12 protein-coding genes and 1 tRNA gene are annotated in these 13,461 nt (G+C 39.3%); 9 read left to right on the top strand and 4 right to left on the bottom strand.

What is annotated here, in order from left to right; genetic code table 11:
- Window positions 1-5 precede the first annotated feature (5 nt).
- Window positions 6-1,070, bottom strand: a complete 1,065-nt coding sequence (gene arsS, locus H7U19_RS01820; protein ID WP_186558131.1) for an arsenosugar biosynthesis radical SAM (seleno)protein ArsS — start codon at window positions 1,068-1,070, stop codon at window positions 6-8.
- A gap of 227 nt (window positions 1,071-1,297) precedes the next feature.
- Window positions 1,298-1,633 (bottom strand): arsenosugar biosynthesis-associated peroxidase-like protein, encoded by a 336-nt coding sequence (locus tag H7U19_RS01825; protein ID WP_186558132.1) that lies wholly within the window; start codon window positions 1,631-1,633, stop codon window positions 1,298-1,300.
- Window positions 1,634-1,823: 190 nt separating this feature from the next.
- On the opposite strand from H7U19_RS01825, the gene H7U19_RS01830 reads away from it, so the two are divergent.
- From H7U19_RS01830 to H7U19_RS01840, 3 genes are all read left to right on the top strand, one after another.
- Complete coding sequence (locus H7U19_RS01830; RefSeq protein WP_186558133.1) at window positions 1,824-3,305, top strand: FGGY family carbohydrate kinase; 1,482 nt, start codon at window positions 1,824-1,826, stop codon at window positions 3,303-3,305.
- Window positions 3,306-3,476: 171 nt separating this feature from the next.
- Window positions 3,477-4,802, top strand: a complete 1,326-nt coding sequence (xylA, locus tag H7U19_RS01835) for a xylose isomerase (protein WP_186558134.1) — start codon at window positions 3,477-3,479, stop codon at window positions 4,800-4,802.
- An 11-nt stretch (window positions 4,803-4,813) separates the two neighbouring features.
- Window positions 4,814-6,307: a sugar porter family MFS transporter gene (locus H7U19_RS01840; protein WP_343069073.1), complete on the top strand. Its 1,494-nt coding sequence runs from the start codon at window positions 4,814-4,816 to the stop codon at window positions 6,305-6,307.
- A gap of 93 nt (window positions 6,308-6,400) precedes the next feature.
- Here H7U19_RS01840 and H7U19_RS01845 read toward each other — a convergent pair whose 3' ends face one another.
- Window positions 6,401-7,423, bottom strand: coding sequence for a LacI family DNA-binding transcriptional regulator (locus tag H7U19_RS01845; RefSeq protein ID WP_186558135.1), 1,023 nt, complete (start codon window positions 7,421-7,423; stop codon window positions 6,401-6,403).
- 95 nt (window positions 7,424-7,518) lie between these two features.
- A tRNA-Phe gene (locus tag H7U19_RS01850) sits at window positions 7,519-7,591 on the bottom strand.
- Window positions 7,592-7,802: 211 nt separating this feature from the next.
- On the opposite strand from H7U19_RS01850, the gene H7U19_RS01855 reads away from it, so the two are divergent.
- The 6 genes from H7U19_RS01855 (at window position 7,803) to H7U19_RS01880 (ending at window position 13,371) form a co-directional block, all read left to right on the top strand.
- Window positions 7,803-8,531: a type III pantothenate kinase gene (locus H7U19_RS01855; protein ID WP_186558136.1), complete on the top strand. Its 729-nt coding sequence runs from the start codon at window positions 7,803-7,805 to the stop codon at window positions 8,529-8,531.
- Complete coding sequence (gene bamG, locus H7U19_RS01860; RefSeq protein ID WP_186558137.1) at window positions 8,531-9,853, top strand: BamG family beta-barrel-assembly machinery protein; 1,323 nt, start codon at window positions 8,531-8,533, stop codon at window positions 9,851-9,853. Before H7U19_RS01855 ends, bamG begins: the two co-directional genes overlap by 1 nt.
- Window positions 9,854-9,871: 18 nt before the next feature.
- Window positions 9,872-11,266, top strand: coding sequence for a hypothetical protein (locus H7U19_RS01865; protein WP_186558138.1), 1,395 nt, complete (start codon window positions 9,872-9,874; stop codon window positions 11,264-11,266).
- The gene (gene lptC / locus H7U19_RS01870) at window positions 11,266-11,820 is read left to right on the top strand and encodes an LPS export ABC transporter periplasmic protein LptC (protein ID WP_343069062.1); all 555 of its coding nucleotides are present in this window, start codon (window positions 11,266-11,268) and stop codon (window positions 11,818-11,820) included. The genes H7U19_RS01865 and lptC overlap by 1 nt, the downstream gene beginning before the upstream one ends.
- Before the next feature lie 69 nt (window positions 11,821-11,889).
- Entirely contained in the window at window positions 11,890-12,081 is a 192-nt protein-coding gene (locus H7U19_RS01875) for a hypothetical protein (protein WP_343069063.1), read from the top strand.
- Complete coding sequence (locus H7U19_RS01880; protein WP_186558140.1) at window positions 12,082-13,371, top strand: hemolysin family protein; 1,290 nt, start codon at window positions 12,082-12,084, stop codon at window positions 13,369-13,371.
- Window positions 13,372-13,461 lie beyond the last annotated feature (90 nt).

Raw genomic sequence — 13,461 nt, forward strand, 5'->3', positions numbered from 1 at the left:
AGAATTTATGCAACTGTACCCTGGCAACTACTTCCGGCACCAGCAGTGCATCCATAACAATGTTGCGAAATTACAATATTCCTGCCTTCTAAAAGATTTTCATTATAGTCTGAAATGTGTTTCACCTTGCTATTTACAGGCAATTCCAGCATTTGGTTAAAATCGCAGTCGTACAAATAGCCGTCCCAACTTACAGAAAGTGTGTTGGTGCACATTACATTTGCTACTGCCATGGGGTTATAGGCTTCAACCAATTGATACATGTAATCCTCATAATTTTCAGAGGCAATTAAATAATCCAAGAATCTTGAAATTGGTAAATTTGTTATGGCGAAAAGGTTATGAAAATGGATATCAAAATCCTCTAAAAGTGCCTTTTTAAAGTCTTTCTCCATTGAGGCTTGATCACCGGGTAAAAAAGCTCCCGAGGGATTGTACACCAAATCCAAACGCAAACCGCTGCCCGGCATGCCATAACCTTCGGCATTCAACATTTTTAGTGCCTCAATGGAAGCGTCAAATACCCCGTCACCACGTTGTTTATCTGTTTTTCCCCGTGTCCAATGGGGCATGGAGCTAACGACATGCACATTATGTTTTTTAAAGAATGTAGGTAAGTCGTGATATTTTTTATTGGCTCGAATAATCGTCAAGTTAGAACGTACAATAAAATCTTTGATACCTGCTTTTGCTGCTTCCTCCACAAACCATCGGAAATTAGGGTTCATTTCGGGTGCGCCGCCCGTTAAATCCAAGGTGTGCGCGCCAGTGTTTTTAATCACTTCCAGACATTGTTGCATGGTGTCTTTGGTCATGATTTCTTTTCTGTCGGGGCCGGCATCTACATGGCAATGCGTGCACACTTGGTTGCACATATAGCCTACGTTGATTTGCAGGATTTCCAGTTTTTGCGCCTTGAGCGGAAACTGATTGGTTTCAGCGATTTTTGAGGCAAACTTTGGTAATTCCCCATTTTGGAAAATACCGTTTGAGAGGATTTCCATTTGCCGTTTGCTATTGGCCAAAGCGCTTTCGCGTTTATGAAGGGATTGTGTTTTTACTTTCGTCATTGTACTTTCTTAAGTTCTAATAGTCTTGAAAATTTTGGATTCTGCGTTAGGGATTAAACGGCCTGTTTGAGCTCCTCGAAGAGAGCGAGTAGTGAAAGCCCGATCTCCCGATAGCTATCGGGAGTGGTAACGCCCAAAACTTACTCAATAACCCCATTCATTTTAAAACTACTATTTTTTGTGTTTGAGTAAAGTTCCTCCCCTTGGGGAGGCCACGAGGGGCTTCTTTACCCATCCAACTTATTCACCTTATTCATCATCTGTACCCCATGCACCAACGTTGCACCACTTTTTATGGCGGCACCAACATGTATGGCTTCCATCATTTCTGCTTTGGTAACACCGCGTTGCAAACCGTCCTTGGTATAGGCATCGATACAATAGGGGCATTGCTCGGTATGCGCAACCGCTAAGGCAATCAATGATTTTTCTCTGGCGGTAAGGGCGCCTTCTTCAAACACTTTGCCGTAATACTCAAAAAATTTAGTACCTAGTTCCTCGCTCCATTCAGTGATGTTCCCAAATTTTCGGAGGTCTGCGGGATCGTAATATGTCTTTTGCATTTTAAAATTTTAGCTGTAAATATAAGCATCTAGTGGTTATGTCGATAAAATTAACTGGACTTAACAGAATTTAGAAATATTTAGTATCACTTAAATTTTTCGTAGAAACGAAAAAAGTATATCTTGTAATTTCCTTAAAATTTAGGGTGAATGTTTAACTTTCATCCCTCTAACTAACAAACTAAAATAAGTGTACTACATAGGATATGATTTGGGGAGCTCTTCGGTAAAAGTAGCCATTGTGAATGCCGAAACAGGGGCAAGCGTCATTACTCTCAATGAACCGGTAAACGAAATGGAAATTGTGGCGCCACAACAAAATTGGGCAGAACAAGACCCAAATTTGTGGTGGAATTATGTGTGTATTGGCACAAAACGGGCTACAAAAGAGAGTGGTATTGATGCTTCCAAAATTGCAGGAATAGGTATTTCTTATCAGATGCATGGGTTGGTTGTGGTTGATGCTGACGGCGAACCATTGAGAAACTCTATCATCTGGTGCGATAGTCGTGCCGTAGATATTGGAAATACTGCTTTTGAAGCTTTAGGGGAGAATGCTTGTATGCAAAAATTATTGAATTCACCAGGCAATTTTACGGCGTCCAAATTAAAGTGGGTTCTAGATAATGAACCGGATGTTTATGCTAAAATTCACAAGTATATGTTGCCAGGGGACTTTGTTGCTCTTAGGCTATCCGGTGATATCAATACCACAAAAAATGGGCTTTCTGAAGGTATACTTTGGGATTATAAAGCCGATGCCGTTGCCGATTGGCTATTGGAATACTATGGCATTGACAAGAATTTAACGCCGGAAATAGTTGAAAATTTTAGCGACCAATGTCGTGTCAACAGTTCTGGAGCAAAAGCAACCGGATTGCTAGAGGGTATTCCTATTGTATACAGAGCGGGCGACCAGCCCAACAATGCTCTGTCGCTAAATGTATTCAATCATGGCGAAGTAGCGGCAACCGGTGGTACATCTGGAGTGGTGTACGCCGTAACCGATGTGCTAAAGTCCCAAGAGCCGTCGAGGATTAACCACTTTGCCCATGTCAATTATGGGGAAACTTCTAAGACTTTAGGAAAACTGCTATGCATCAACGGTGCAGGGATTCAATACCGTTGGCTCAAGGATAACTTGGCTTCCAATTCTTATGAGGAAATGAATGCCAAGGCAGATGTTATCCCCGTTGGGTCAGAGGGTGTTTGCGTAATTCCATATGGGAATGGCGCCGAGCGTATGTTCAACAACAAAATAGTGGGAACCCACATTTGTAACTTGAACTTAAATACACATAGCGAAGGTCATTTATGTCGTGCGGCACTGGAAGGCATTGCCTTTTCCTTTGTCTATGGCATGGATATTTTAAAAGCTGATAATGCCGAAATCAAAGTCATAAGGGCAGGCAATGACAACCTGTTCCGTTCCGAAATATTTTCAAAAACCGTGGCCACGTTAATCGGACACGATATTGAAATTTATAATACCACGGGTGCCGTGGGTGCGGCCCGAGCGGTAGGGTTGACCGATGGCGATTTCAAAAAATTTGGCGAACACATCTCGGCAAACGACCATGTGATGACCTACAAACCCTTGGGCAACAAAAAACCCTACGAAACAGCATATCAAAACTGGAAAAAGCAATTGGAATTGATTTTGAATAATTAGGGCGTTACTGCTCCCGATAGCTATCGGGAGGTCGGGCTTTCGGCAGTCGCTTTTTTGTGTTGCATAGGTGCAACAACACAAAAAGAGCTTCAATTCCGATAGCTATCGGGACCTCAATCCAAAACGCAAGTACAGAACAAATAAACATATCAACGCATAAACATTAATAAAATGGCAATTTTAGGAGACAAAGAATACTTTAAAGGAATCGGCGAGATTAAATTCGAAGGCAAAGATTCCGACAACCCATTAGCATTTAAGTACTACAACCCAGACCAAGTGGTTGCAGGTAAAACCATGAGGGAGCATTTTAAATTTGCAATAGCGTATTGGCATACCTTCTGCGGACAAGGGGCAGACCCATTTGGGCCAGGAACCCAAAGTTTTGAATGGGACCAATCTAATGACCCTATTCAGGCTGCAATGGATAAAGCCGATGCCGCCTTTGAGTTTATTAGTAAAATGGGTTTTGATTATTTCTGTTTTCACGATTTCGATTTGGTAGCGGAAGGGGCATCGTTATCGGAGTCAGAACAGAGGTTGGAAACCATTACGGACTATATTAAAGGGAAAAAGGCCGAATCTGGTATTAAACTGCTTTGGGGAACAGCCAACTGTTTTTCAAACCCAAGATATATGAATGGTGCATCTACCAATCCTGAATTTAATGTAGTAGCCAGAGCAGGAGCCCAAGTGAAATTGGCTTTGGACGCTACGATTAAATTGGACGGCGAGAACTACGTGTTTTGGGGCGGACGTGAAGGCTACATGTCCCTATTGAATACGGATATGGGGCGCGAACTTGATCACATGGCACAGTTTTTAACTATGGCAAGGGATTATGCCAGGGCGCAAGGCTTTAAGGGTACGTTCTTTATTGAGCCAAAACCTATGGAACCCATGAAGCACCAGTACGACTTTGATGCGGCTACAGCAATCGGTTTCCTTCAAAATTATGGATTGGATAAAGATTTCAAAATGAATATTGAGGTAAACCATGCAACATTGGCACAACATACTTTTCAGCACGAGTTAGAAGTATCGGCGAAAGCAGGTTTGCTAGGAAGTATCGATGCCAACCGTGGCGACTACCAAAATGGCTGGGATACCGATCAGTTCCCAAATAATATTCAAGAAACTACAGAAGCTATGCTAGTTTTCTTGAAAGCAGGTGGTCTGCAAGGGGGCGGTGTTAATTTTGATGCTAAAATCAGAAGGAACTCTACTGACCTCGAGGATATCTTTTTAGCGCATATTGGTGGAGCGGATACCTTTGCAAGAGCGTTGATTACTGCCGATAAAATCATATCATCTTCGGCGTACGACAAGTTAAGAGAGCAACGTTATGCGTCATTTGATTCTGGAGACGGAAAGGCTTTTGAATCAGGAAAACTGGATTTTAACGACCTGTTCAAAATAGCCCAACAAAATGGAGAACTACAATTGAAGAGTGGTAAGCAGGAATTATTTGAGAATATTATAAATCAGTATATTTAAGCACTTAATGCATTAGTTTATCGCATTTAAAGTCCCTAAAGAAAAATTACAAACATTTAAAACATATTATTTTGGAAACAGAAGAACAAGTAAATAAATTATATGTCATTGGAATTACCATAGTTGCTACTTTGGGAGGTTTTCTTTTTGGATTTGATAGTGGTGTTATAAACGGGACGGTAAAAGGACTTGAAATAGCCTTTGAGGCGCAAAATATTGGTAGTGGTTTCAATGTAGCGTCCATGTTGTTAGGCTGTGCTGTGGGTGCGTTTTTTGCAGGTAAATTGGCCGACTTATATGGTAGGAGGTCCATGCTTATCGCGGCTTCTATTTTATTTATAATATCTGCTTGGGGCTCAGGAATTTCTACATCGTCAATAGAGTTTATAATTTATAGAATTCTTGGGGGATTAGGTGTAGGTGCAGCTTCGGTTATGGCACCCGCATATATTAGCGAAATTGCGCCCGCAAAATATAGGGGTGCTTTGGCTACTACTCAGCAAATTGCCATTATCGCAGGCTTATTTTTTTCCTTTTTGAGTAATTATAAACTGGCCGATATTTCTGGTTCCTCCTTGAATCCATTTTGGTGGGATTACGAAACATGGCGTTGGATGTTTTGGGTGGAATTAATTCCGGCCACTATTTTCTTTGTTTCTCTATTGTTTATACCGGAAAGTCCACGTTATCTGGTAGCAAAAAGACATAAGGATAAAGCACAGAAAGTGCTCAGTAAAATTTATGGTGCGCTGATGGGAGAGCAAAAAGTTGAGGAAATAGATTCATCATTAGCTTCGGACCATCACAAACCACGATTTTCAGACTTATATGATAAAACCCTTGGACGTATAAAACCGATTGTATGGGTAGGGATTGGACTTGCCGCATTTCAACAATTTGTTGGTATTAATGTGGTGTTTTATTATGGTGCTGTGCTCTGGCAAGCGGTCGGGTTTGATGAAGGCGATTCATTATTGATTAATGTGATTTCTGGTGCCCTAAGTATTGCTGGCGTTGTGCTCTCCTTATTCTTGGTTGACAAAATTGGAAGAAAACCGATACTTATGATTGGTTCTATTGGAATGAGTGTTACATTAGCTTTGGTAGTGTATGCATTTTCTACGGGAGCACTTGAGATTAATCCAACAACAGGACAGGAAACCTTACAATTAAGTGACGCCATGGGCATACTTGCACTAATAGCGGCTAATGCCTATGTTATGCTGTTTAACTTCTCATGGGGCCCTGTAATGTGGGTAATGCTCGGTGAAATGTTCCCAAATCAAATCAGGGGTCTTGGACTGGCAATTGCAGGACTATCCCAATGGATAGCGAATTTTATTGTAACATTAACCTTTCCTATGTTACTCGGTTCAATGGGGCTTGCTTTTGCTTATAGTTTATATACATTGGGTGCTATACTATCGATATATTTTGTATTTAAAAAAGTCCCAGAAACCAAGGGCAAAACCTTGGAGGAAATGGAAAGTATTTGGAAAACATAGTAAAACAACTTTTAAAAGCTCTTTTAGGGACGGCAGGTGGCTTTGGCAACTGCCGTCACTTTTTTTATCAAAGTTTTTTCGGGGGGATTCTCGTCAAACTTTTCTCGTGCTTTCGCGTTCGATAAAACTTGTTTTCACCACTTTTGTAGCGTTAGGTTTGTTCTGATCGTCCTTTTCAATCCGATCTATCAAAATGCTTGCTGCGGTTTCCCCTATATGTTTGCCATGTTGGCTAATGGCGGAAATGGATGGGGTCAAATGTTGCAAAATTTTGCCATTGGTAAAACAGGCAATGGACATTTCTTCAGGAATCCGGTATTTCATGTGATTTACAATGCGAAGTGCATTTATAGCTGCGCTTTCTTCCAGGCACAACAAACCGTCTATGGTTTTATCCGATAGAGTAATTTTTAAGGCAGTATCAAAATCTTCAAATCTACCCAAGCGTATAATGAGTTTTTCCTCAACCGGAATGTTGTGTTTTTCTAAGGCATTTTTATAGCCCTCAACCCTTAGTTTGCCCACACTTAAATTATCAATTACTGAAACCAACGCTATGCGCTTGCAACCCGTTTTTAGCAAGTGTTCGGTGGCTTCAAAAGCACCTACTTTGTCGTTTACAATCACTTTATCACAATCGATTTTATCTGAAACTCTATCAAACATCACCATTGGCACCCCTTCATTAATGGCGTTTTTTAAATGGGCATATTGCTGTTTCATTTGGGTTTCTTCCGCAAGCGAAATAATGATGCCGTCCAGAGTATCACTTTTTAAAAGCTCTATGGTTTTTACCTCTTTTTCGTAGGATTCATTGGAAATACAGGAAATCAAATGGTAGCCATGTTTATTAGCTGTAGCCTCAATGCCAACAAATACCTTGGCAAAAAAACTGTTCATAATATTTGGGATAATAACCCCAATGGTTTTTGTTTTTTTGCTTAATAAACTGAGGTCAATGCTTTTTGACTTATAGTTGTGCTCCCTAGCATAAGCCACAATTTTTTCCTTGGTGCTGGTACTGATTTCATAGCTATCGCTCAAAGCCTTGGACACCGTGGCAATGGACACACCAAACGTATCGGCAATATGTTTTAGGGTAATGCGTTTAGGCATTGTTTTTTAGAGTTACTTGTTTATTCTCTAAAGTAGTTCAGATAAATGACAAAAACAAAAAATCCCGTAAACATTGAAGTTTCGGGATTTTTTTGTGGTACCTCCAGGAATCGAACCAGGGACACAAGGATTTTCAGTCCTTTGCTCTACCAACTGAGCTAAGGTACCTCATACTATGCGATTTTTTCTTTGCTCTAACTCCCGATAGCTATCGGGATGAGCTAAGGAACCTCGCCAAAGCGGATGCAAATATATATTCATTTTTGTTATTCGCCAAAATAAAAATAATAAAAAGTACCCGATTTTTTATCGGAACAATTATAAATTTTTTAAGATATTAATTAATGCGGTTTTGTAGATTTACGCTTTTCATATGGGGATGAATTTAGTTATTGACGTAGGGAATACTTATGTAAAGCTGGCGGTTTTTGAAAAGGACGAGCTCGTTTTTAAAACAATCACCAGACTTGCAGAGGTTGTAGATGAAGTGATGGCTTTGAACAGCAAGTATTCGAAACTAAAAAAAGGTATCGTTTCCTCGGTTGGCAGGTTAAGTAAAACCCAGGTTAAGTCTATCAAAAAGACTATAAATCTTTTAGAGCTTTCCCATACCACCAAAGTGCCTTTCAAAAATAAATATGATACCCCCAAAACCTTGGGTATCGATAGAATTGCTCTAGTCAGTGCATCCGTATTGCATTACCCAGATAACAACGTGCTGATTATAGATGCCGGTACGTGTATCACTTATGATTTTATCACGGATAAAAATGAATATCTCGGTGGTGCCATTTCACCTGGTATTAGAATGCGCTATAAATCACTAAATAATTTTACTGCAAATTTACCGTTTTTAGAGACAGAAGCTTCATCCAATATTATTGGGACGTCAACCAGCAGTTCTATACATTCAGGTGTGGTAAACGGTGTTGTAAATGAAATAGATGGCTTTATAAAAGCCTATCTAGAAAAATATTCGGATTTAACAGTTATTTTAACAGGAGGGGATGCTAATTTCTTGTCAGAACAATTAAAAAGTAGCATATTTGCCAACTCAAATTTTCTGTTGGAGGGTTTAAATTATATTTTGGAATTCAATTCAAACTAATGATAAAAAAACTTTTAGTAGTTTTTATTGCTGTATTTAGTATTTCATCTTTTGCGCAAGAAGGCATTGCCTCACCTTATTCGTTTTATGGTATCGGTAGTTTAAAATTTAAGGGTACGGTGGAAAATCGCAGCATGGGAGGTTTGAGTATTTATACCGACAGTATCCATGTGAATCTTAGAAACCCGGCGTCCTTCACGGGACCGAATTTGGCCAGTTTTAATAATGAAAACCGTCCTGTTAAATATACCATTGGAGGAAGTTATACTTCGTCAACCTTAAAAAGTAGCTCGGGCGAAGCCAATGTATCCTCAGCGTCAGTAGATTACTTGGCAATGGCCGTACCTATCGGGAAATTTGGTTTTGGCTTTGGGCTTCTGCCTTATACAGCTGTGGGCTATAAGTTGGAAACCTTGAACGATGAAGGCCAAACCAAAAATCGTTTAAATGGGGAAGGAGGTTTAAATAAAGTGTTTGCCGGCTTGGCTTACTCGGTTACGGATGAGTTAAGCATTGGTGTCGACCTTAATTATAACTTTGGAAATATTAGAAATAGCGCTATCGAATTTCGTTTCGACAGTGATGGGGTGCCATTGAACCTGCAGTCTCGTGAAAACAACCGTTCTGACCTAAGCGGTTTAAATTTAAATCTCGGGGTGTCATATAAAAAGATGCTCAAAAATAATTTGGAGCTAGTAACGGGTGCTACATATACCCCCGAAAGTAAACTAACGTCCCAAAACCTACGTTCGTTTTCAACGGTTAACATAGGTACTGCCGGAAGGGAATTTACTATTGCTACCGTTGATGTTGATCTGGAAGATAGCGGTTTGCAGGAGACGGATTTAGTATTGCCCTCTAAATTTTCTTTTGGTGCAGGGATCGGAAAACCCCTAAAGTGGTTTGTGGGTGCCGAATATACTTTCCAGAAAATCAGTAACTTTGGCAATCCTTTATACGATGATGTGGCAACTGAAACTATTTACGAGGATGGGTCAACGTTCTCGTTTGGAGGATTTTATATCCCCAAGTACAATTCGTTTTCCAGTTATCTCAAACGAATAGTTTACAGGGCTGGTTTCAGAACTGAAAGAACAGGCTTGGTTATCGAAAATAACTTGGGAAAAGAGTCTATAAACGAGTTTGGCATATCTTTTGGAGTAGGTGTTCCGGTTGGGGAATTTGGCTCCAACGCCAATCTAGGATTTGAAATTGGTAGGCGAGGAACGACTAACAGTAATTTAATACAAGAGAATTTTATAAATTTTCAGATTAGCTTATCTTTGAACGATAGATGGTTTCAAAAGCGAAAATATGACTAACAGCATAATTTAATTATCATGAAAACAAGAATTACATTATTTTTTACACTTTTAGTTGCAGGCTTAGGCTTAGGATTTGCGCAGGATGAAGAGTGTATGACTAAACTTTCAGTATTCCACGAATATACAAAGGCAAAAAACTTCGATGAGGCATATGAGCCATGGATGGCAGTAAGAAATAAGTGCCCTAAATTTAATAATGCCATTTATATTGATGGTGAAAAAATTCTAGACCATAAAATTGAAAATTCTTCTGGGGCAGAAAAAAAGGCCTTTATGGAAGACTTGCTTTTGCTTTGGGAACAACGAGCTGAGTACTTCACAAGCAAAACGCCCAAAGGGGAGTATATGGCCAAGGCATGTCAGCTAATGTATGATAATAGAGATATTTTAGGCAAAACAGACGAGGAGCTTTTTGAGTGTTTTGATAATGCCTATCATATGGATAAAAGCACTTTTAATAATCCGAAAAGTTTATATACCTATTTTTCTCTGATGGTGGATTTATACGATGCAGGAAAGAAACCGCCAAAGGATTTGTTCAATAAATACGATGATGTGGTTGAAAAAGTGGAAGGTGAAGTTCAGAACTACTCTGAAAAATTGAACAAACTTGTTGCTAAAGAAGAAGGTGTAGATGGGCAAGAAGGAGTTGCCTTATCCAAAAAAGAGAAAAGCTATAAGAGATATTTTGAAAGCTATTTAAAAGCGTATGACCAAATTTCTGGTAGTATTGATGGAAAGCTTGGAGACAGAGCAAATTGTGAAAACTTGATACCTCTTTACACAAAAGACTTTGAAGCCCATAGGGCTGATGCAGTTTGGTTAAAACGTGCGGCTGGAAAAATGTCCGAAAAAGAATGTACGGACGATCCGTTATTCTTTAAATTGGTAAACGCATATCATGAAATCAGCCCATCTGCAAATTCTGCATTCTATCTGGGAATATTGAAGGATAAAGATGGGGATACAAGAGGAGCTATCGACTTTTACAAGCAAGCCATTAGTTTGGAAACAGACGACTTTAAGAAATCAAAGTTGAACTACAGAATTGGTTTGAAATTGAAATCAAAAGGGAATTACGGAGCTGCTAGGGGTTTCTTCAGAGAGGCCTTAAAGTTGAACCCATCTAATGGTCGTCCACATTTATCTATTGCAACAATGTATGCCTCTAGTGCTAAAAACTGTGGGGATACTAACTTTAATAAAAGAGCAGTGTACTGGTTAGCGGCTCAAGAAGCTAGAAAAGCTTCTCGTGTTGATCCAACTTTAAAGAAAGCGGCGGCGCAGTCTGCGGCAAATTATGAAGCAAAAGCACCTCAAAGAGCTGAAATTTTTACAGCTGGTAATGCAGGACAAACTATTAAAATTGGTTGTTGGATAGGGGCTTCAGTACAAGTGCCTAATCTTTAGTGCGAAAACTTAATATAAATAATATTTTAACCATAGTCATGGCAATTTCCATGACTATGGTTTTTTCATGTAAAAACAACTTCAAAGAAGTTCAGAAAATCGGTATTTCAGAAAATGAACCTATCGGGGAAGCTGAAAATATTCACTTGAAATATACAGATTCTGGAAAGGTAAAAGTTATACTGCAAAGCGATAAAATGTTGGATTTTACAAATCGCAATTTTCCTTACAGGGAATTTACGGAAGGAATATTTTTGGAGCTATTCGGTGAGGGCGGTGAAAGGAATGTTATAATTTCAGACTATGCTGTTTTGTACTTAAAAACAGATTTGATAGATTTACAGGGCAACGTTAAGATTGCTATGCATAGTAAGGATACGCTTTTTGCCCAACAACTGTATTTTGATCAAGGTAAGGAATGGCTGTTCACAAACAAACCCGTTACGTTTCGAACGGGTCAGGATTTGATTCACGGTAATGGTTTTGATTCTAACAGAGATTTTACAAATGCAGAGGTGCTGGAAATCACGGGGATAATCACTTTGGATGAGTAAATAATCGTCCGGTTTTCATTCAGTTAAACATTTCAATTTTGACTATCTTTGCATACATTTTATGTCCAAATGATGAAATACACCAAGTTTTTTCAATACGCTTATTTGATATTTGCCATCCTGTTTTTCTACGATGCCATTTCGAAATATTCGAATAACGGCGAAATTGCTTATGCTTCTATCTTGTTGGGGGCTACGGCAATATTTATGTTCTTTTTCCGAAGACGGTTCAATAAAAAGTTCGATAACAAAGATCAATAAATGACGCTGTCCGCTGTTATTATTGCATTATCACTAATTCTTTCCGCTTTTTTTTCGGGTATGGAAATCGCTTATGTGTCCTCCAATAAAATCCATATTGAAATTGAAAAGAAACAAGAAGGCATTTTGGCAAATGTACTAACTAGATTGACTGCCAAGCCTTCAAAATTTATTACCACCATGCTTATTGGAAACAATATCGCTTTGGTAGTTTACGGGTTTTTTATGGGTGATGTTTTGGTCAATTGGTTTCAATCCATGTTGCCGTCGGATTCGGCCTTTGTTAACTATATGTTTACGGATTTAAGCCTGCTTTCGCAAACGATAATTTCAACTTTTGTCATATTGATAACTGCGGAGTTTTTGCCCAAAGTGTTTTTTCAGATTTATGCCAATTCATTAGTGAAAATACTGGCTATTCCAGCTTTTATATTTTATGCACTGTTCACCTGGGTTTCCGATTTTGTGATTTGGATTTCGGATATGGTGTTAAAGTACTTCTTTAAGACCGAAGGCGATAATATCCAGATCGCATTTAGCAAAGTAGAGTTAGGCAATTATATAAGCGAGCAGATGGAATCGGTGGAGGAGCACGACGAGGTAGATTCCGAAATCCAGATATTTCAAAATGCTTTGGAGTTTGCTGAGGTAAAGGCCCGCGAGGTGATGGTGCCCCGTACCGAGATTATTGCCGTAGACATCAACGATACCATTAAATCTCTGAGTGCTTTGTTTACCGAAACAGGCTGTTCTAAAATTTTGGTCTTCAAAGATTCCATTGATGATATTTTGGGCTATGTCCATTCTTTTGAGCTCTTCAAAAAACCTAAAACTATCAAGTCTATTTTGATGCCAGTGGAGTTTGTGCCGGGCACTGTTCTGATTAGCGACGTGCTGAATATTTTAATCAAAAAGCGCAAAAGTATTGCTGTGGTTTTGGATGAATATGGTGGCACATCAGGAATTATGACTGTTGAGGATATCGTGGAAGAATTGTTTGGCGAAATTGAGGACGAACACGACACGGCCGTGCTGAAAGAAGAGCAGGTGGACGAGCAAACTTATGTGTTTTCTGCCCGTTTGGAAGTGGACTACCTTAATGAAACCTATAAAATTAATCTTCCTGAGGACGAAGCATATGAAACTTTGGGGGGCTTTATCGTGAACCATACCGAAGAAATCCCCGAGCAAGGTGCAATAATTGACATTGAATCTTTGCAGTTTACAGTTTTGGAAGTATCAAATACCAAAATCGATCTAGTAGAGCTCAAAATTATGGAGTCGGATTAACGAATACCCCCAGCATCGCTTTTTAGTCCAATTAAACCTGATTTCCCCTTTTATTATTAAACAGAAAATGGTATTTTCGCGCACGATATT

Origin of the sequence: Hyunsoonleella aquatilis (assembly GCF_014270105.1) — a bacterium.
Lineage (GTDB): Bacteria > Bacteroidota > Bacteroidia > Flavobacteriales > Flavobacteriaceae > Jejuia > Jejuia aquatilis.

What these genes read in the sequence shown, in the direction of transcription:
- arsS (WP_186558131.1), bottom strand. Translation starts at nt 1,070, where the DNA reads ATGACGAAAGTAAAAACACAATCCCTTCATAAACGCGAAAGCGCTTTG.
- H7U19_RS01825 (WP_186558132.1), bottom strand. Translation starts at nt 1,633, where the DNA reads ATGCAAAAGACATATTACGATCCCGCAGACCTCCGAAAATTTGGGAAC.
- xylA (WP_186558134.1), top strand. Translation starts at nt 3,477, where the DNA reads ATGGCAATTTTAGGAGACAAAGAATACTTTAAAGGAATCGGCGAGATT.
- H7U19_RS01845 (WP_186558135.1), bottom strand. Translation starts at nt 7,423, where the DNA reads ATGCCTAAACGCATTACCCTAAAACATATTGCCGATACGTTTGGTGTG.
- H7U19_RS01855 (WP_186558136.1), top strand. Translation starts at nt 7,803, where the DNA reads ATGAATTTAGTTATTGACGTAGGGAATACTTATGTAAAGCTGGCGGTT.
- bamG (WP_186558137.1), top strand. Translation starts at nt 8,531, where the DNA reads ATGATAAAAAAACTTTTAGTAGTTTTTATTGCTGTATTTAGTATTTCA.
- H7U19_RS01865 (WP_186558138.1), top strand. Translation starts at nt 9,872, where the DNA reads ATGAAAACAAGAATTACATTATTTTTTACACTTTTAGTTGCAGGCTTA.
- H7U19_RS01875 (WP_343069063.1), top strand. Translation starts at nt 11,890, where the DNA reads ATGATGAAATACACCAAGTTTTTTCAATACGCTTATTTGATATTTGCC.
- H7U19_RS01880 (WP_186558140.1), top strand. Translation starts at nt 12,082, where the DNA reads ATGACGCTGTCCGCTGTTATTATTGCATTATCACTAATTCTTTCCGCT.